Origin of the sequence: Lacimicrobium alkaliphilum (genome assembly GCF_001466725.1) — a bacterium.
Taxonomy (GTDB): domain Bacteria; phylum Pseudomonadota; class Gammaproteobacteria; order Enterobacterales; family Alteromonadaceae; genus Lacimicrobium; species Lacimicrobium alkaliphilum_B.
Window position 1 is genome coordinate 3338326 of sequence record NZ_CP013650.1, and the last position, 18749, is coordinate 3357074.

At 51.2% G+C, this 18749-nt stretch carries 17 protein-coding genes; 12 read left to right on the forward strand and 5 right to left on the reverse strand.

What is annotated here, in order from left to right:
- The first annotated feature begins 84 nt into the window (after nucleotides 1-84).
- The 3 genes from fghA to nhaD all read left to right on the forward strand — a co-directional run bounded on the left by fghA (nucleotide 85) and on the right by nhaD (nucleotide 3243).
- Complete coding sequence (gene fghA, locus AT746_RS15105) at nucleotides 85-936, forward strand: S-formylglutathione hydrolase (RefSeq protein WP_062481829.1); 852 nt, start codon at nucleotides 85-87, stop codon at nucleotides 934-936.
- Between the two features lie 2 nt (nucleotides 937-938).
- Nucleotides 939-1550, forward strand: a complete 612-nt coding sequence (locus AT746_RS15110; RefSeq protein ID WP_062481831.1) for a YigZ family protein — start codon at nucleotides 939-941, stop codon at nucleotides 1548-1550.
- A gap of 253 nt (nucleotides 1551-1803) precedes the next feature.
- On the forward strand, nucleotides 1804-3243 hold the full coding sequence (gene nhaD, locus AT746_RS15115) for a sodium:proton antiporter NhaD (RefSeq protein WP_062481832.1): 1440 nt from the start codon (nucleotides 1804-1806) through the stop codon (nucleotides 3241-3243).
- Between the two features lie 462 nt (nucleotides 3244-3705).
- Here the strand turns inward: nhaD and AT746_RS15120 are convergent, their stop codons facing one another.
- The 5 genes from AT746_RS15120 to AT746_RS15140 all read right to left on the reverse strand — a co-directional run bounded on the left by AT746_RS15120 (nucleotide 3706) and on the right by AT746_RS15140 (nucleotide 9222).
- Nucleotides 3706-4890 (reverse strand): hypothetical protein, encoded by a 1185-nt coding sequence (locus AT746_RS15120; protein ID WP_062484281.1) that lies wholly within the window; start codon nucleotides 4888-4890, stop codon nucleotides 3706-3708.
- Between the two features lie 37 nt (nucleotides 4891-4927).
- Entirely contained in the window at nucleotides 4928-5728 is an 801-nt protein-coding gene (locus AT746_RS15125; RefSeq protein WP_062481834.1) for an outer membrane lipoprotein-sorting protein, read from the reverse strand.
- Nucleotides 5697-8024 carry an efflux RND transporter permease subunit gene (locus AT746_RS15130; RefSeq protein WP_062481836.1) on the reverse strand — a complete coding sequence of 776 codons (2328 nt, stop codon included), beginning with the start codon at nucleotides 8022-8024 and terminating at the stop codon, nucleotides 5697-5699. Before AT746_RS15130 ends, AT746_RS15125 begins: the two co-directional genes overlap by 32 nt.
- Entirely contained in the window at nucleotides 8021-8809 is a 789-nt protein-coding gene (locus AT746_RS15135; protein WP_062481839.1) for a TetR/AcrR family transcriptional regulator, read from the reverse strand. The genes AT746_RS15130 and AT746_RS15135 overlap by 4 nt, the downstream gene beginning before the upstream one ends.
- 77 nt (nucleotides 8810-8886) lie before the next feature.
- Complete coding sequence (locus AT746_RS15140; protein WP_062481842.1) at nucleotides 8887-9222, reverse strand: DMT family transporter; 336 nt, start codon at nucleotides 9220-9222, stop codon at nucleotides 8887-8889.
- A gap of 295 nt (nucleotides 9223-9517) precedes the next feature.
- On the opposite strand from AT746_RS15140, the gene AT746_RS15145 reads away from it, so the two are divergent.
- The 9 genes from AT746_RS15145 to AT746_RS15185 all read left to right on the forward strand — a co-directional run bounded on the left by AT746_RS15145 (nucleotide 9518) and on the right by AT746_RS15185 (nucleotide 18724).
- Entirely contained in the window at nucleotides 9518-10258 is a 741-nt protein-coding gene (locus AT746_RS15145) for a PEP-CTERM sorting domain-containing protein (protein ID WP_062481845.1), read from the forward strand.
- Nucleotides 10259-10374: 116 nt separating this feature from the next.
- Nucleotides 10375-10956 carry a thymidine kinase gene (locus AT746_RS15150; RefSeq protein ID WP_062481848.1) on the forward strand — a complete coding sequence of 194 codons (582 nt, stop codon included), beginning with the start codon at nucleotides 10375-10377 and terminating at the stop codon, nucleotides 10954-10956.
- A 75-nt stretch (nucleotides 10957-11031) separates the two neighbouring features.
- Nucleotides 11032-11415 (forward strand): hypothetical protein, encoded by a 384-nt coding sequence (locus AT746_RS15155; RefSeq protein WP_062481852.1) that lies wholly within the window; start codon nucleotides 11032-11034, stop codon nucleotides 11413-11415.
- Nucleotides 11416-11493: 78 nt separating this feature from the next.
- On the forward strand, nucleotides 11494-12987 hold the full coding sequence (gene dgt, locus AT746_RS15160) for a dGTPase (protein ID WP_062481855.1): 1494 nt from the start codon (nucleotides 11494-11496) through the stop codon (nucleotides 12985-12987).
- A gap of 146 nt (nucleotides 12988-13133) precedes the next feature.
- Nucleotides 13134-13961, forward strand: a complete 828-nt coding sequence (locus AT746_RS15165; RefSeq protein ID WP_062481858.1) for a class I SAM-dependent methyltransferase — start codon at nucleotides 13134-13136, stop codon at nucleotides 13959-13961.
- A gap of 225 nt (nucleotides 13962-14186) precedes the next feature.
- Entirely contained in the window at nucleotides 14187-15461 is a 1275-nt protein-coding gene (locus AT746_RS15170; protein ID WP_062481862.1) for an efflux RND transporter periplasmic adaptor subunit, read from the forward strand.
- Nucleotides 15462-15471: 10 nt separating this feature from the next.
- Nucleotides 15472-16182 (forward strand): ABC transporter ATP-binding protein, encoded by a 711-nt coding sequence (locus tag AT746_RS15175; RefSeq protein WP_062481864.1) that lies wholly within the window; start codon nucleotides 15472-15474, stop codon nucleotides 16180-16182.
- A 2-nt stretch (nucleotides 16183-16184) separates the two neighbouring features.
- A complete protein-coding gene (locus AT746_RS15180; protein WP_062481867.1) occupies nucleotides 16185-17498 on the forward strand; it encodes an ABC transporter permease in 1314 nt (437 codons plus the stop codon).
- 8 nt (nucleotides 17499-17506) lie between these two features.
- Complete coding sequence (locus tag AT746_RS15185; protein WP_062481870.1) at nucleotides 17507-18724, forward strand: ABC transporter permease; 1218 nt, start codon at nucleotides 17507-17509, stop codon at nucleotides 18722-18724.
- The last annotated feature ends 25 nt before the right edge of the window (nucleotides 18725-18749 follow it).

An 18749-nucleotide genomic window follows, 5' to 3' on the forward strand; every position in this document is an offset into this window, starting at 1 on the left:
CGGGTTAAAAAGGCTTTCGCGGATAAGCACCCGCAATCCGCTACGCTTCTTGACGGGCTACTCTGTGGTAAATAAGGTGATTTTATGACACAACTTACTGAAATATCAGCCGTTAAATGCTTCGATGGCGTTCAGAAGCGTTTTGAGCATGACTCACAGGTGCTGAACTGCAGGATGCAGTTCTCGGTGTATTTACCGCCACAGGCAGAGAAAGAACAGTCCCTGCCCGTGCTGTACTGGCTTTCGGGGCTGACCTGCTCCGATGAGAACTTTTCTGCTAAGGCCGGGGCACAGCGGGTTGCCGCTGAGCTGGGGATCATACTGGTGATCCCTGATACCAGCCCCCGCGGTGATGGCGTGCCGGGTGCCGATGATGGCGCCTACGATCTGGGCCTGGGCGCCGGTTTTTATGTAAATGCAACCGAATCCCCCTGGCAGCGCCACTACCAGATGTATGACTATATAGCCGAAGAGCTGCCTGGTGTGATTAAGCAGCAGTTTAACATTTCAAAGTCTGCCATTAGTGGTCATTCCATGGGAGGTCATGGTGCATTGGTGCTGGCGCTTCGCAACCCGGGCCGCTTTACTTCGGTGTCGGCTTTTGCGCCTATTGTAAATCCCGTTGATTGCCCATGGGGTGAAAAGGCCTTCAGCGCCTACTTAGGGGAAAATAAACAACAATGGCAGCAATACGATGCCTGCCACTTGCTGGAAAATAAGCAGGCAGACTGGCATATTCCGATTAAAATCGACCAGGGGCTGGCGGATAATTTTCTGGAGAGCCAGCGTCTTACCCGTCCACTGGAGGAAGTTTGTGAGAAAACCGGCGTCAAAGCAGAGTTTGGCTATCACCCCGGCTATGATCACAGCTACTACTTTATCGCCAGCTTTATCGAACAACATCTGCGCTTTCATGCGAAGCATCTGAAGGCCTGATCTTGGCCGCTACGCAGTATCTGATCCCATCCGCAGCGGCTGAATTTGAATCAGAGATCAAACGCAGCCGCTTTATCTGTTATGCCGATCATGCCGACAACCGAGAGGCGGCAGAGCATTTTATCCGTTCTGTCCGTGAGCGCCACCCACAAGCCCGCCATGTGTGCTGGGCTTATATTGCCGGCGCCCCGGATACCACAGTGATGTCCATGAGTGACGATGGAGAGCCCAGCGGCACCGCAGGTATGCCCATGCTTAAGGTGCTGCAATATTCCGGCATGGGCGAGGTTGTGGTTGCCGTGGTGCGCTATTTTGGCGGTACCAAACTCGGCACCGGAGGATTGCAACGGGCCTATTCTGACGCTGTCAGTGGGGTACTTGAACTGTTATCTGTCAGAACCCATATCACCCGCACAAGGTTGCTGCTGACCTTTGATTTTGCACTGGAATCACAGGTTCGCCATATTCTCAGTCAATACGATGTTCAGGCAGATGAACCTGATTACCAGCAGCAGGTCAGTTTACAACTGGCGGTGGCGGCCCATGAAGCTGAAAAACTGATTACCATGCTGACCAATCATTCAGCCGGCGCCATACACATCAAACACCTCTGATAAGCCTTTCAGAGTAGTCACTGGTCATTGGTGATAAAAAGCCCCTGAGACTAAAGTCCTGATTGAATCACCTGCCGGGATTCCTTATACTTCGCCACCGCTGAAACCCTGTCTCGAAAACAGAATCAATTATAAAAGAGGCGCTGCAGACCAATACTCTGTGGCTATCAGCAACAACGACAGTCTTAGGATTTTCAGCGTAGGCGCAATGCTTGCCTGGTACAAGATTTTTTAACTACTCGGGACACAACAAATGAACTGTCAAAGGAGCCTTGTACTCCTGGCCACGATTTTTCTTATCCTGGTCAGCCCTGCCGCTTTTGCCGCGAGCAGCACATTGGATATTACCCTTACCACCGCCAGCCTGGCCTGCATTGTTATCTTTGTGCTGGCTTATGTACTGGTAATGCTGGAAGAAAAAATCCATCTGCGCAAATCCAAACCTGTACTGGTCGCTGCCGGTATTATCTGGACCCTTATCGCCTGGCAGTATACCGCAGTCGGTATGCCAGAACAGAGCACCGACGCCTTCCGTCATGCACTGCTCGAATTTGCCGAGCTGATGTTGTTCCTGTTGGTGGCCATGACCTATATCAACGCCCTGGAGGAGCGGCGCCTGTTTGACGGTCTGCGCGCCTGGATGGTGGAAAAAGGCTTCAGTTATAAACAGCTGTTCTGGATCAGCGGTATTCTGGCCTTTTGTATCTCCCCTGTGGCCGATAACCTCACTACCGCCCTGTTGCTCTGCGCCGTAGTGATGAAAGTAGCCGACGGTGATAAGAAATTTATCGCCATGAGCTGCGTGAATATTGTGGTAGCGGCCAATGCCGGCGGTGCCTTCAGCCCCTTTGGTGATATCACCACACTGATGGTATGGCAGGCTAATGTGGTGGAATTTACTGAATTCTTTGCGCTGTTCTTACCTGCGCTGATCAGTTATCTGGTGCCAGCCCTGGCCATGTCTTTGTTTATCGAAGACAGAAAACCCGCCAATTTCAGTGAAGAAGTGGAGCTGAAACGAGGTGCATTGCGAATTCTCACTCTTTTCCTGCTGACTATCGCTACAGCCGTAGTGCTGAAAACCACACTGCATCTTCCGCCTGTACTGGGTATGATGATGGGCCTGGGTTACTTACAGTTCTTTGGCTACTTTCTGCGCGTCACCCTGCCCGGCTCTCTTGCCCGTAAACGGGCAATGGCCGAGCGTGCCGGTGATCAGGAAAAGCTCGCACGTTTAGGCTCTGTGGTGCCCTTCGATGTATTTGGCCGGGTCGCCCGCGCCGAGTGGGACACCTTATTGTTCTTCTACGGCGTGGTGATGTGTGTGGGCGGCCTGGGCTTTATTGGCTATCTGTCGATCATGTCAGACTTCCTCTATCACGGCTGGAACCCGACTATAGCGAACGTCGTACTGGGGCTGATGTCAGCGGTGGTGGATAATATTCCGGTGATGTATGCGGTGCTGACCATGATGCCGGAAATGTCCCACGGCCAGTGGCTGCTGATCACCCTGACAGCCGGTATCGGCGGCAGTCTGTTATCCATCGGTTCCGCCGCAGGCGTGGCCCTGATGGGACAGGCCCGAGGCTACTATACCTTTGCCAGTCATCTGAAATGGACACCGGTGATCCTGCTTGGTTATGCGGCAGGGGTGCTGGTGCATCTGTATCTGAATACGCGCTTTTTCGCGTAGCCCGTATGCAGCGAAGCGGAATACGGGTTCTTGCCGTTTCATCCCGCAATCCGCTTCGCTTCTTGACGGGCTACACCGCTGTCAGCCCAATAAATTGGGCCCTACAGGGGAACGCAGATCTTTGTAGGGTCGAAAGCGGATACAGGGATGTATTGTCCCGCGAACCTAAGGACGGAATGTATTCGACTTGATTCAGAATATTTGTCGAATAAATTCCATCTCGCAGAGGCGCAAAGGCGCAGAGAAAGAACTTGCGCCATTAAACCCCCGCGTCTCAGCGCCTCTGCGAGAACCAGTATAAGTTCGTGCTTTTAGTGTTTTTCGTGGTTAAAGGCTTTTTACCCCTAACCACAGGAAAGGCAATATTCACCACTGAGTCGCGGAGGGCGCAGAGAATCATCGTGTTAATTCTCCGCGTACTCGGCGTCTCTGCGGTAAATTTTATGCAGACGGCTTCCACTACTAGAAATAGTACTCCAGACTAAACTGGATATAGTCATCCCGGCGCAGCAGATAAGTGGGCTCGTTTTGTGTATCTGAGCTGAAGAACCAGCCATCGACCCGCCACTTCCAGTTATTGCTGATACGGCTGGAAGCTTCGATAAAGCCCGAGCGGCTGCTGGTTTCATCCAGATCCTGCACATAGGCGATCAGCACTTCAGTACCATCGATATCGTTAAATACAATACGGCTGCCGACCATCAGGTCATTCTGGCCCAGACTGGTAGCCTGCTCGCCCCGTTCATCGTACTGATACTCCATCAGCCAGCCTATATCATAGGCACTGTTAAGCACCCCAACAAAGGTGTGCTCAAAGCCTGCGGTCAGGGCGTAAAAGTCTTCATCGGTGGATTTACGATGAATGGCTTCGAGTTTGTACAGAGTACCCCCTGCAATGGCCAGCATATCCAGACCGGTCTGCTGCATCTGCCCATAGTAAGGTCTCAGACTCACCCCATCCTCGCCTGGCTGAGGAACAAAATCCGGCTCTCTGTTAGTACCGTCAAAGTAGGACAAGCCGATTTCCACAGCCCCAAAATACTGAAAATAGCGCAGCGCCCAGTCCAGATTTTTTTCTTCGTCATCGGATTCGTATAGTGGATTGTCGGTGTCTATAGCGATGGGACTGCGAAAACGCCCTTCGGGTCCGGCAAAGGTGCGTTCACGAAAATAAGGTAAGGCAAAGGCACTGAGCGTTCCCCAGTCTTTGATCAGAGAGAACTGCACCATAGGCTGTCCAAGTTTGTCTTCACCGTCAATGGCTTCGACAAAATCCGTCTGGTTGATCACATCCACCAGGTGCTGTGACTCAGTCTGGCCCCAGAATACCTTACTGATACCGGCGCGCATTTCCCACTCATCCCCAATCTGCATCCATACAAACTCGCGCAGATCCCAGTGCGTGCGCTCTGAATCTCTGCTGTCATAGCGCACAAAGGGCTTGATATTGATACTGCCAGTGCCCTGATTCCAGCTGTAATACAGTTCCGGCTCGATAAACACCGAAATATCGCTGTTGTGCTGCGGCTCATACAGCGCATCCTGAAAATAGAAGCGCTGTTCAATGGCCGCTTTAAGGTAGGTCTGAGTGTCTGCCAGCGCAGTAAAGCTGGCCAGCAGACTGAGTGTAACAAGTGTCCTTTTCACGCTGCTCTGGTCCTCGCTGTTTAAGCTATTGGGTGCGTTAACGTGCACGCCTCAGGGTTGCCTGGTTAAAGTCGTTTTCTTCCAGCCCGGTACGAAACTTAAGCTCATGAGTAATCAGATCGGTGCTCTTGCGGTTCTGATTATTCACCATAGAGAGTTTCATTGGCCGCCAGTATTTATCCAGATAGAGTTCAAAATCATGCATGGTCAGGGTCTTTAATAAACTGCCCTTGCGATCGTAGTATTCAATCTTGTGGGCACGATAATGCTCCTTGTCTATCCATACTATCATTTTGGTATAGCCGGAGTGCTCATAGGCCGGGGTTTGTTCCACCACAAAGCTGTCCAGACCGTTAATCTTATCATCACGCAGAAATTTATAGCTGTATTTCTCTACCTCAAAGGAGCTTAAGTCCTCAAAGGCAAACTCGCTGCCCATAAAGGGCCCGGATTTATTCCTTGAGGAAATACGCTTAACCCGTTTCAGGGCTGGCAGATACATCCACTGGTCATCGGGCTCAATGGCATGGGAATAATTTAAAAAGGCGGTGCCTTTTACATCGGCTGGCTGATCAAAAATAGTCAGCCCTTTATCGCCATCATCCTGCATCTCCAGTGACAGCATCCGCATCTTACGCTCAATCTGCTGGCCACTGGCGGTGCGCAGGATCATACTGGCTTCAGCCTGAGAGTCGCCCCAGCCTCTGTCTCTGGCTTTACGTTCCTTGGCAATTTCCAGTCCCTTTTGTTCAGGGCTTTGCGCCTGTACCGGCAATGCCAGCAGCAGTGCCGTTAAAATCAGACCATTAATTTGTCTGATGGAGTGTATGCGAATCATCCCTTTGCTCCTTAGCTGTTTGTTGCTTATCAAATACCATTAGAAATGCTGGCAGGAACAAAAAGTCCACAGCCAGTGCCATAAGAATAATAATGCCGGTCAATAGTCCCATATCGGCATTCAGGGCAAAAGATGACAGCGACAGTACGCTGAAACCTATTACCAGCACCAGGGTCGTTACCCACAAAGCCCGGCCAACACTGGCGAAGGCAAAGCGCACCCCCTGCTCGGCGCTCTGCCCCTGGCCTCTGGCATGGCGATACTTGCTTAAAAAGTGCACTGTATCATCAACAATGATCCCCAGGGCCATACTCAGTACTACCGACAAACCGAGGTTAATATTGCCGGACAATAGTCCCCATATACCAAAGCCAATACCTGCGGGAAGCAAATTTGGGATCAGACTGATCAGCCCCATACGCCAGGAGCGCAGAGCAAACACCAGCAACCCGGAAATCAGCACCAGGGCTAATAAGGTGCCCTTGAGCATACTGTCCATATTCAGTTCACCGATATGGGCAAACATCAGTGACGGACTGGCGGCCTTAACGGTAAGCTCCGGAGCCCGCTCAGCCATCCAGTCTGTGGCACGCTTCTCGAAATCAGTAAATTCCTTGCTGCCGAGATTTTTCATGGTCGCCATCACCCGGGTAGCGGATTTATCCAGATTGACCTGGTTATTCAGATCAAGCCCGTAAGGCAGTGACATCTCATACAATAGCAGATACTGCGCGGCCAGCTCCTGACTGCCCGGCAACCGGTAATAGCTTTGATCATCGCCATGCATATTCTTGTTCAGGCGCTTGAAGGTATCAGAGATGGTATTCACATGATCCACTTCCGGTTGCTGTCTGAGCCACTGACTGAAATCTTCCACAGCCTGCAATACTTGCGGATCATTCAATGCCGAGGGCTCACCGGCATAAATGGCAAAATCCACCGTCGACATGCCGCTTAAATGCTGCTCCTGAAAGTCAGTAGACTGCCTGAACGCGGTACTGTCATCGAAATATTCGGTGGCAATATCATTGACGCTGTTGTTAAAACTGGCAGCCACTGCCAATATCGCAATCACAAAGGTGACCGGCAACAAACGTTTATGATGACGGATCACCCACTCACCAAAGGCTTCAATACCTTTTCCTTTAGTCTTTTGTTGTCTGGCGACCCGCATCGGCAGAATCATCAGCAAAGCCGGCAATAAGGTCACAGAGAAGACAAAGGCCAGCATCACGCCAAGGGCCGACACATTACCCAGATCCGCCAGTATCGGCACATTGGAGAAGTTCATGGTCAGAAAACCAATGGCGGTGGTGGCGCTGGTGATAAAAATTGGCATCAGATTTATGTCCATGGCGTAATGCAGGGCCTGAGCCTTATCTTTGCCCTGGCGCAGCGCAAACAGCATGGATGAAATCACATGTACGCAATCGGCCACCGCCAGGGTCATAATCAGAGTAGGCGCATTAACCGTCGCGGTGGAGAGAAAAATACCCGACCAGCCTGTAAGCCCCATGGTCGCAACAATAGTAGTCACGATAACCAGCAACGTGGCCAGCGTGCCGGTAAAAGAGCGCAGCAGAAACCACAGCACCAGAATGATGGCCAGAAACATAAAGGGCACCAGGGTTTCCACATCTTTTTGTGCTTCTACCGCAAAGGCTTCGTTCATAAACACAATACCGGTGTGGTAAAACTTATGCTCAGGGTAGTCAGCCTTATATTGCTCTGTTAATGCCCGTACATGATCCGCCACTTCCTTAACCACGGCGGTTTTATTCTCCTCAGGCATATGCACCGTGATATTGATCATGCTGGCCTGGCCGTCTGTGGCGATGATCTTATTCACCAGATTGGGCTCGTTAAGGGCCACGGATTTTATCCGTGCGATTTCTTCACTACTCAGAGCATCAGGCTCGAGGATAAGGTCCTCAACAATCAGATCATCCTCTTGTGCCCATGTATGCTGGAAATTGGCCAGCGAATCGACCCGGGTCGAATACGGGGTCTGCCAGGCCGCATCGGTAAGCTCGTAAATCAGTTTCAGCGTTTGAGGGTTAAAGACTTCACCCTCTGGTGGCGCCACAATGATGCTGGCGTTTTCGTTTTTGCTGAACTCCTCCTGCATCTGCTCAAAATCCAGCAACTGAGGATTATCGGGCTGAAAATAAACCTTATAATCGCCACGAAAATACAGATCCTTGGCACCATAACCAGCCGCAGCAATAAACAGTATCCCAATCAGTAACACCAGCCACGGCCGTTGCAGGATATTCTTCAACCACATTGATTTCATCGTACTTTCCTTTTTACTAAAGCCACTTCTTCGGCAAAAATTTGATCTGCGATACGCTGCCAGCTCTGCGCATAGTTATGCTCATGACTCAGGGGAGAAAAATTCATCCCGTCCAGCAGCAGATTAATATTCAGTAATATGGATTGCTCGGCGTCCAGTTGCTGCAACATTTGCGCTTCGCTGGCGGCATTAAACAGCGCATTGCTGCCAAACATCAGCGCCCAGGCAGCAAAGGTTAGCTGGCTGGCCGTTCGTTGTTCTGTTGGAGGTAATTCCCCGCTTTTCATCGCCTGCGTAAAGATTCTGTCACCCACATCACCGAGTTTCTGCTCCAGCTGTTGCTGATGTTCCAGTCGCCCGGCGCTGGCCTTTTCCATCACTGCAGGTGTCTTGGCGCTGAGCACAGAATAAAACAAGGTAGGGTTAATCAGCGCGTGCAATCGATAGGCAAAACACAGCGCCAGCAGTTTTTCTCTGTTACCGCCCTCAAACGCCAGCGCCCTTTCAAACAAGGCCAATTCCACCTGCATGCTGCGGGTACATAAGGCGCAGAGCAGATCTTCCTTGCTGGAAAAGTGGTTGTATACCGTGCCCTTCGAGTATTCGCAGGCAGCCACCAGCTTGTCCATGGTCAAAGCAGCAAAGCCATGTTGATCCATTAACTGCTCGGCCAGAGCCAATAACTCCTGTTCACGCTCAGCAAAAGCCCGCTGGCGCTTGTTCTTGAATCCCTGCAGTAAGCAGGAACTGCCATTTTGTTGGTTACAGCTAAGCCTGAAATTCATTATTTGACGATTCGTCATTTATTGACGGATCGTCATAATAGTTGAAATTTACGGCAATGCAAGAGACAAATGCAGATTTATACCGGCGGCACAGATTTGGAAAACAGATTCATCACCGCCACCCCGAGAATGATCAGGCTGATGCCTGCTATAGCCGGCCAGTCCAGTTTCTGACCGAAGAACAACCAGCCTGCTATTGATATCAGTACGATACCCACCCCAGACCAGATAGCGTACACAATGCCTACAGGAATCACTTTCAGGGTCAGTGACAGGCAATAAAACGACAGACCAAAACCTATTATCACGACAACCGAGGGCAGCAAACGGGTAAAGCCATCACTGGCCTTTAGTGATGAAGTGGCTATCACTTCGGTCAGAATTGCAATACTTAACAACAGCCATTTATTCATACAATTTCTCGATCAAAATGGATTTCAGTAACTTATAACAATAGATGTGACTCAGCAGCAACGTCACTCAAAGCGGCAGTAAAATCCGTCCATAAGCGTCAGCTTCTTTAACAGAAAATTCTTCACTCCAGTTTCATCCGGAATAATCTATTGATTAGTAAAGCGTTATCTAACTGGTTTGATCTTTGCTTTGTCGATGTTTGCATTTATGCACAACAGACACCGTTGTATTCCTGCCTTGGCAGCGTTTTGGTGATATTTCGCACTAAATGAAAATCAACAAAAAGGTGAATCGATGAAAATCACAAGATACTTGCTACTTACACTGCTTGCCGGCTCTATGGCCACGCAAGCCAATACCATTGTCTACGACGACACATTGCAATGGGGTAACCCGGGTGGTGAAAACAGTGGTGGTGGCAGCAGTGCCATTACCGACAGCAGGGCCAGAGCAGGCAATGGTTCCCTGGAATTATTCGGTGATCGTACCCGTTTTGTAGGGCTCGGAAACTTCTATGATCCGGGCTCAAACCTGATGTTGCTCAGTGATGTGCTGGATTTTGGCTTTGACTGGATGATTGCCGATGACAGCCTCTCCAATCTGCACCCCGACGCCACACCAGCACTACGCCTGCATATCTGGGACGGAGATCAGCGCAGTGAATTAATCTGGGAAGGGGCGTATAACAATGGTTATGGCAACACAGATAAAGAAACCTGGTATACCACAGGCAGTGACGATGCGTTCTGGCGTTGGGAGTCAGGCATAGGTGTAACATTATCTTCAGGTGCCCAGGTAAATCAGAGTATCAGTGACTGGATGGATGCAAGCTGGTATTCAGCTACGGCTTATATTGCCGGTATCAGTGTCGGTGTGGGGTCATCTATTGGCAGTGATTACCATGCTTTTGCAGATAATGTACGCCTCAATGACACGGTATTTAACTTTGAAGTACAGCAGGTACCGGAGCCAGCGCCTTTGCTTCTTCTGTGCGCCGGGCTGGCAACTTTAATGCTGCGAAAATCGCGCAGGTAAGCTATGCCTTGAAGAGAAGGGAGCCAGAAGCTCCCTTTTTACCTATGACTTCTCTTAGCCGTCAATAACCGGCACAATAGTCCCCTTTCGTTACTGCGCCTTCCTCCGGAATCAGTATGGCCCAACTGTATTTTTATTACTCGGCGATGAATGCCGGTAAATCCACCTCTCTGTTGCAATCCGCTTATAACTATCGTGAGCAGGGTATGCATGCTGTGCTCTTTACCGCCGCACTGGATAACCGTTTCGGTCGCGGTAAAGTGGCTTCCCGTATTGGCCTGGAAGCAGAAGCACAGTTGTATGACCAAAGCACTCACCTGCTTGAGCAAATCCACAGTCTGGACAAAAAAATACCCATTGACTGTGTGTTTGTCGACGAAGCCCAGTTCTTAACCAAAACACAGGTGCGTCAGTTAACCTTTGTCGTGGATGAGCTTGATATTCCGGTACTGGCCTATGGCCTGCGCACTGATTTTGCCGGTGAAACCTTCGAAGGCAGCCACTATTTGCTGGCCTGGGCCGACAAGCTGGTAGAGCTGAAAACCGTCTGTCATTGTGGTCGCAAGGCCAACTTCGTGGTGCGCATGGATGAATTCGGCCAGGCAATTAAACAGGGCGCACAGGTCGACGTAGGTGGTAACGATAAGTATGTATCTATGTGCCGCAATCACTTCCGCCAATTGGTATGGCAGGACTGACATTTCACTGATTGAGTTGAACACTGATCAATCTGGTTTTAGTATGCCCATATTAATAACAGATGGCACCACCTCATGGATAAGCCACAGTATCAGGAATTCCTGCAAACATTGCCTTTCCCTGCGTTGCTTGGTGAACCGGCAGAGGATAGCAACAACCATAAAGTGACCTTTGTTAATCAGGCTTTTATCGATGAATTTGGTTTTACCCTTGCACAGATACCGGACAAAGACCACTGGTGGCAGCTGGCCTACCCGGATCCGACATACCGGGCAGTAGTGGCCAGTCAGTGGGAACTGGAATGGGAGTTGGCCGAGGACAAAGGTCTGCAACAAATCAGTATGGAAGCCTGTGTTACGAATAAGGCGGGAGAAGAATATCGCTATCGGGTCATCAGTGCTGTCGGTCACAATCCGGCCGATACAGTCTATCAGGTGTTTTTTATGCGCCTTGAATAAGCATAGTGGTTGCCCCCGGGGATCATTATATCTCTCACCATCCCCCAGTTAAGTCAGCATCGTCTGTAGGAACAACCCATGAGTATTAATTTTCGTGATCGCATAGACCTGAGCAGACCCTATGGCGGCGGCACCTTTGACAGCATCCGTAAGCTGGAGCGGGCGCTGGAAAGTGACAGGGGCAGAATCATCAACTCTGCCGCCATTCGCCGCCTACAGCAAAAAACCCAGGTCTTCCCCCTTGAGCGTAATGCTGCGGTGCGCAGCCGCCTCACCCACTCACTGGAAGTGCAGCAAACCGGGCGGTTTATCGTTCGCACCCTGTTCGACAAATTGGGCGATGACGCCAAGGCCTACGGACTGGATGGACTGGAGCGGGCCATCGAGTCATTGGTCGAAATGGCCTGCCTGATGCATGATATTGGCAACCCGCCCTTTGGTCACTTTGGTGAAGCGGCCATTACCAAATGGTTTCGTCAGTATCTGCCCGAACTCCCGCTGTTCAGAAACTCAGAGTCCGGTATACAACCGCTGGCGGATAAACTGATCGCCGATTTAAGTAATTTTGAAGGCAATGCGCAGGCCATTCGTCTTATCCATTCTCTGCTGGGCCTTAATCTGACCTATATGCAAAGTGCCTGTATTCTCAAATATACCCGCCCGGCTTATCAGCCCCGGCCAGCAAAAGGCGCAGCACTGGACTATCTGCAGAAAAAACCTGGCTTCTATCTGACTGAACAGGAATTTGTCAACGCTCTGCGGGAACAACTGGGACTGGAAGAGAATGCCCGCTACCCGCTCGCTTATCTGATGGAAGCGGCAGATGATATTTCCTATTGCCTGGCTGATATTGAGGATGGTGTCGAAAAAGGCCTGCTCAGTTATCACCGGCTGGCGGAACTGTTGATCTCAACCTTTGATGATGGCAAGGGTAAAGCGGATATTCCTTGTTTTGCCAGCGAGGGTAAAAAGCCCAAAAGCTTTCGTCAGGTGATGGAGTACGTTACCCAGCGGGCAGACAAAGAGCCGATTAACAAAGCCCATGAGTTTTTCGTCTGGCTCAGGGTTAACCTTATCCACCCGCTGGTGCATCACGCTGCAGAGGGCTTTATCGCCAACATTGATGATATTTACCATGGCCGCCTGAACCGGGCCTTGCTGGAGGATGATTCTCTTTGTCACCATCTGATCGAAACCTTTAAACAGGTCGCCATCAAACATATATTCAGCGTTGAGGAAGTACAGACCCTTGAGCTGCAGGGGTACCGGATTATCTCTGAATTGCTTAATCAGTATCGCCCCCTGCTGGAACTGGATACTGAGGAGTTTAATCAGGTGATCAGCGGCGGTCACCGGGATTTGCTGATTGAATCCAGACTGGCCAGGCGTTTGCCCAATAAGCATGTCAGCGCCTATGGCGAGGCGATGAGACAACTTAAGATAACAGACCCCGGGCAACTACGGCTCTGGGAGGGCTACTACCGCTGTCGCCTGTTGCAGGATATGGTTTCGGGGATGACCGATCAGTACGCGCTGGATGAATATCGTGAGTTACTGGCGCTGAGCACCTGATGCTGCAGATATCACAACTGTCATTTATCCTGCCAGTTGCACCTGTGAGCGAAAAACACCACACCAACGCCAAAGCGTGATAATAATAGGATCCGAATAAAGCCGCATCACGTAACCCGTTTGAACAATAACCAAAGGAGAAGGATATGAATAAAATAAAAACCCTCTGTGGCTTCTGCGCCACTGTGCTAATCAGCACCTCGCCACTGACGCAGGCCAACGAATTGCAGCAGGCGGTCATAGGTGAACACCGCACCGCCTCCTATCAGGCCAGAGACGAATATCGTAACCCTCAGCAGACGCTCCGCTTTTTCGATGTAAAGCCAGATATGACAGTGGTTGAAATCTCCCCGGGCGGTGGCTGGTACACAGAAATTCTTGCCCCTTACCTAAAAGACAACGGCAAACTGATCGCAGCCCACTTTGATCCCAACTCTGATGTGGAATACTACCAGCGCTCCCATAAAAACTTTATGCAGAAAGTGGAAGCAAACCAGGATGTATACGGCAAGGTGGAAGTCAGCGTATTCCAGCCGCCACAAAAACTGGATTTCGCCCCTGCTGGCAGTGCTGACAGAGTACTGACCTTCCGTAATGTGCATAACTGGTATATGCGCGGTGCCGGTGAAGAAAATCTGAATAAGGTTTTTGCGTCTTTTTATAAAGCCCTGAAACCGGGAGGTGTCCTGGGTGTGGTAGAACACCGCCTGCCCGGAGATCGCCCTGCTGAGGATATGGAGCAAAGCGGTTATATGCACGAAGCCGTGGTCATCAAAGCGGCGGAGCATGCCGGCTTTAAACTGGCCGCCTCATCAGATATCAATGCCAATTCAAGGGATTCAGCAGATCATCCCAAAGGCGTATGGACCCTGCCCCCCAGCCTGCGCTTAGGAGAAGAAAACCGGGATCATTATCTGGCCATAGGCGAAAGCGACAGAATGACACTGAAATTTGTTAAGCCAGCACAAGAATAATCTGCTCTTAGCTTAACCACGCAGCAAGGCCGCCACTCAGGCGGCCTTTTTAATAAGTAGGGTCAGAGTAAACTTTTTAGGGTCCCCGTCAGGCAAATATTTACTCTGGAAAAAAGTTTACTCTGACCCTACTTTTCTTTGTTTTCATATTTTTTTCCATCCCAAATAAACCTTTTGCACCTTTCCCGCGACTTACCCTGAAACCCATATCAATCAGAGACAAGAATGAAAATAGCTGATACCAGTGGTCAGGATGAAGTACTGTCTTCACCATCCAGGCGCCCGTTGTATATCTGGGGAGGGCTGGGTGTGCTGCTTGTCATCGGCCTGCTGCTGTTAGTTATCCCTAAGGTGCAAAGCTACAGTACGACCGATATCAGTATCCCGGCCGAACGTTTGCGTCTGGCGACGGTAACCAGGGGCGATCTGACCCGGGATTTATCGGTGCAGGCCAGGGTTGTTGCTGCAGTCAGCCCGACACTCTACAGCCCGGCTGACGGTACCGTGACATTGATGACCGATGCCGGTGACAGCGTGTCACAAGGCCAGATACTGGCCCGGATTGACAGCCCGGAGCTGAGTAACCAGCTGGAACAACAACAATCAGGCCTGGCAAGCCAGAAAATTGAGCTGGATCGTCAGCGTATTGAGTCCAAAAAACAGCAGCTTGCCAATCAGAAAGCCGTGGACATGGCCAAAGTGGCGCTGACCGCCGCCGATCGGGAAAAGCGACGGGCCGATAAAGCCTACAGCACCAACAGCATCAGCCAGCTTGATTATGAAAAAGCGCAGGATGATCTGGAAAATGCAAAACTGATATACCAGCATGCAATACAGGACGCCGAGCTGGACAAAGAAAAACTGAATTTCGAAATCCGCACTCAGGAGCTTTTACTGGCCCGGCAGACACTGCTGGTTGAGGACCTGGAACGGCAGGTCAGTGAGTTGACGGTACGCTCACCCGTGGAGGGCATCGTTGGCAACCTGGCGGTAGCAGAAAAAAATCAGGTCAGTCGCCACCAGCCGCTGCTAAGCGTGGTGGATCTCAGCCAGTTCGAGCTGGAAGTGGCCATTCCCGAGAGTTACGCCGATGATCTCAGCATTGGTGTGCAGGCAGAAGTTAATCTTAACGGTCACACCCACGAAGCCACTCTGGTCACCATTTCGCCGGAAATTGAAAACAATCAGGTTACCGGCAGAGTGCGCTTTAGCGACAAAATGCCGCAAGGTCTGCGTCAGAACCAGCGCCTGACCACCCGCCTGCTGATGGAGAACAAAGCCGATGTGTTAATGGTACAACGGGGGCAATTCCTGGAAACGGGCAGTGGTCGCATTGCCTATCTGGTCGATGGCGAAATCGCCACAAAGCGACAAATTCAGACCGGTGCCCGCAGCCTTAATGCAGTGGAAATCCTCGACGGCCTTAATCCCGGCGACACCATTATTATCTCAGGCACCGACCAGTTCCGTGGTGCAGACACTGTGCTTATTACCCAATAAGGAAATCCCGATGTTAAAAATGCAACATATCAGTAAAGTATTCCGTACCGATCTGGTGGCCACTCATGCCCTCAGAGACTTTAATCTTGAGGTGGCCGAAGGTGAGTTTATCTCGGTAACCGGGCCCTCCGGCTCAGGAAAAACCACCTTTTTGAACATCGCCGGTTTGCTGGAGACCTTCGACCAGGGTCAGTATTTTCTGGACGATGAGGACATCAGTCACTTATCAGACAATGCCCGTAGCCGTCTGCGTAATGAAAAAATCGGCTTTATTTTTCAGAGCTTTAATCTGATCCCCGATCTTAACCTGTTCGACAATGTCGACGTACCACTGCGCTACCGCAAAATGTCTGCCTCTGAGCGTAAACGGCGTATCGAAACAAGTCTTGAGACAGTAGGGCTGGCCAGCCGCAGTAAACACCTGCCCTCACAGCTATCCGGTGGCCAGCAGCAACGGGTCGCCATCGCCAGAGCATTAGCCGGTCAGCCAAGATTTCTGCTTGCCGATGAACCCACTGGCAATCTGGATTCAGCCATGGCCGCCAGCGTGCTGGAGCTGCTCAAAGAGATTAATGCCGCCGGCACCACTATCGTGATGGTCACCCATGACCCGGTGCTGGCTGAACAAACAGACCGGCAGATTTACGTCCGCGATGGTCAGATCAGTAATATCGCCAGCACCGGTCAGTTGGCCGAAGCGCGCCTGGCCAGCGGAGCCTGATCATGATTAGCTACTATATGAAACTGGCGCTGTTGAGCCTCAGACGTAACCCGCTACTCAGTGGCCTGATGGTATTAGCCATCGGTCTGGGTGTGGGAGCCTGTATGACCATTATCACCGTCAACTATCTGATGTCAGCCGATCCCATTCCGCAAAAAAGCGGACAATTGTTCTATGTTCAGGTAGACAGCTGGGATCCCCATGACACCCGTGATGAGCGCAACCTGCCACCGGATCAGCTGACCTGGACCGATGCCACCAATCTGATGGCCGCAAAACGCGCTTACCGGCAGGCAGCCATGGCCAGTTCGGGAGGCGTGGTAGAACCGGCTGATGCGGATGCCAAACCCTTTAATGCCTCCATACGCCTGACCTATCAGGATTTTTTCAGCATGTTCGAGGTGCCATTTTTGTATGGCAGTCCCTGGTCTGCAGAGGATGATGCCAATGAACGCCAGGTAGTGGTATTGAGCAAGGCCATGAATGACAAGATTTTTGGCGGCAGTGACTCGACAGGCCAGACACTGCGTATCGCCGGTACTCTGTTTACCGTGGCCGGGGTACTGGACCACTGGCAACCGGTGCCACGTTTTTATGACCTTACCACCGGTGCCTTTAACACCACCGAAGATCTGTTTATGCCCCTGAGCCTGAAGATGCCTCTGGAACTGAATTCGAGTGGCAATGTCAACTGCTGGAAAGAGCCTGAGGAGCCAGGTTTTAAGGGCTTTTTGCTGTCTGAGTGTGTCAATTTTCAGATGTGGGTGGAACTGCCCGATGCCGACGCAAAAGCCGATTATATGGCCTTTCTGGATAATTATGTCAATGCCCAGAAAGAACTCGGTCGCTTCCCACGGCCTTTAAACAACCGACTCTCTGACGTCATGCAGTGGATGGAAATTGAGGAAGTGGTGGCTGATGATGCCCGCATTATGCTGTGGCTCAGCTTTATGTTTCTGGCCGTATGTCTGCTCAATACTATCGCCTTGTTGCTGGCTAAATTCAGTGCCAAAGCGCCGGAAATCGGTCTGCGCAGGGCAATAGGCGCATCCCGCGGGGATGTCTTTACTCAGCATCTGCTTGAAGCCGGCAGTATCGGCTTACTGGGCGGTCTGCTTGGGCTAATGCTGGCATTGCTGGGTTTGCAGGGGGTCGGCGCCCTGTACGGCGAATTTGCCGACAATCTGACCTCGCTGGATGTACCGCTGGTGTTACTGGCATTGCTGCTGGCGCTGGTCGCCAGTTTACTGGCAGGACTCTATCCCACCTGGCGCGCTTGCCAGGTTAATCCTTCACAACAACTTAAGAGTCAGTAGGAGCCATCATGCGAGATCTTGGTCCAATTCTGCGCGCCATGCTGCGCAACAAAACCGGCGCAATACTGATTGCCATTCAGATTGCGGTCACCATGACCATCATCGTCAATGCGGTGTTTATTATTCAGCAGCGCAACGAACTGATGGCCCGCGAATCCGGCCTCGATGAGGCCAACACTTTCTATCTTTCTTCTGTCGGTTTTGCCGATGACTTTAATCCGCAAAACACAACACAGGAAGATCTGCTTGCCCTGCGTGCTTTACCCGGTGTGGTGGATGCTATTCAGACCAACGCCGTCCCCATGAGCGGCAGTGGCTGGTCGATGGGATTGCAAACTCAGCCCGGCGAGGAATTTGACGGTACCGGAGTTGCCGTGTATATGGTCGATGAGCAAGGGCTTAACGCCATGGACGTGCAACTCATAGCCGGACGAAACTTCAATCAGCAGGATATCCGCTGGCGTGAGCCATCTGCAAGCACCTGGCCTGATGTGATTATCATTACCCGGGACACGGCCAGTGCCCTGTTTCCTGAGTCGGCGATTCAGGAAGTGGTCGGTAAGACCGTGTATATCAATGATGATGAGCCGATTAACATTATCGGTATTATCGACAAACTGCAGGCGCCCTGGGTAGGCTGGGGCTCTGTTGAGCGGGCCATGCTCAGCCCGGAGCGGACATTGTTTAATTCCGCCAACTACCTGATCCGCACCGAACCAGGCCAGCGGGACATGCTGATGCCAAAGATAGAGGAAATGCTGGCCAAAAGTAACAAGGGCCGTATTATCCGCGATCTGACCACCATCGAAGATACACGGGAACGCAGTTACCGTCGTCACAGCGCCATGATCAAAATTCTGCTTATTGTTGTACTGACACTCACCCTGGTCACGGCAGCCGGTATCGTCGGTTTATCCAGCTTTACGGTCAATAAACGCCGCAAGCAAATCGGTACCCGACGAGCGCTGGGTGCCACCAGAGGCGACATCCTGCGTTACTTTATGCTGGAAAACCTGCTGATCAGTTCAATCGGTATTGCACTAGGATTGTTGCTGACACTGGGTCTGAACATGGTGCTGGTGAATAACTTCGAAATGCAGCGGCTGGATTGGTATTACCTGCCCTTTGGCATGGCGGTATTATGGCTGCTTGGCCAGCTTGCTGTGCTGGGCCCGGCCAGCCGCGCCGCCGCCATCCCGCCAGCCGTGGCCACCCGCTCGGTTTAACCTGATAAAGTGGGGTCAGAGTAAA

Coding starts and splice junctions, on each gene's coding strand:
- fghA (WP_062481829.1), top strand. CDS start 85: ATGACACAACTTACTGAAATATCAGCCGTTAAATGCTTCGATGGCGTT.
- nhaD (WP_062481832.1), top strand. CDS start 1,804: ATGAACTGTCAAAGGAGCCTTGTACTCCTGGCCACGATTTTTCTTATC.
- AT746_RS15125 (WP_062481834.1), bottom strand. CDS start 5,728: ATGATTCGCATACACTCCATCAGACAAATTAATGGTCTGATTTTAACG.
- AT746_RS15130 (WP_062481836.1), bottom strand. CDS start 8,024: ATGAAATCAATGTGGTTGAAGAATATCCTGCAACGGCCGTGGCTGGTG.
- AT746_RS15135 (WP_062481839.1), bottom strand. CDS start 8,809: ATGAATTTCAGGCTTAGCTGTAACCAACAAAATGGCAGTTCCTGCTTA.
- AT746_RS15140 (WP_062481842.1), bottom strand. CDS start 9,222: ATGAATAAATGGCTGTTGTTAAGTATTGCAATTCTGACCGAAGTGATA.
- AT746_RS15145 (WP_062481845.1), top strand. CDS start 9,518: ATGAAAATCACAAGATACTTGCTACTTACACTGCTTGCCGGCTCTATG.
- AT746_RS15150 (WP_062481848.1), top strand. CDS start 10,375: ATGGCCCAACTGTATTTTTATTACTCGGCGATGAATGCCGGTAAATCC.
- AT746_RS15155 (WP_062481852.1), top strand. CDS start 11,032: ATGGATAAGCCACAGTATCAGGAATTCCTGCAAACATTGCCTTTCCCT.
- dgt (WP_062481855.1), top strand. CDS start 11,494: ATGAGTATTAATTTTCGTGATCGCATAGACCTGAGCAGACCCTATGGC.
- AT746_RS15165 (WP_062481858.1), top strand. CDS start 13,134: ATGAATAAAATAAAAACCCTCTGTGGCTTCTGCGCCACTGTGCTAATC.
- AT746_RS15170 (WP_062481862.1), top strand. CDS start 14,187: ATGAAAATAGCTGATACCAGTGGTCAGGATGAAGTACTGTCTTCACCA.
- AT746_RS15175 (WP_062481864.1), top strand. CDS start 15,472: ATGTTAAAAATGCAACATATCAGTAAAGTATTCCGTACCGATCTGGTG.
- AT746_RS15180 (WP_062481867.1), top strand. CDS start 16,185: ATGATTAGCTACTATATGAAACTGGCGCTGTTGAGCCTCAGACGTAAC.
- AT746_RS15185 (WP_062481870.1), top strand. CDS start 17,507: ATGCGAGATCTTGGTCCAATTCTGCGCGCCATGCTGCGCAACAAAACC.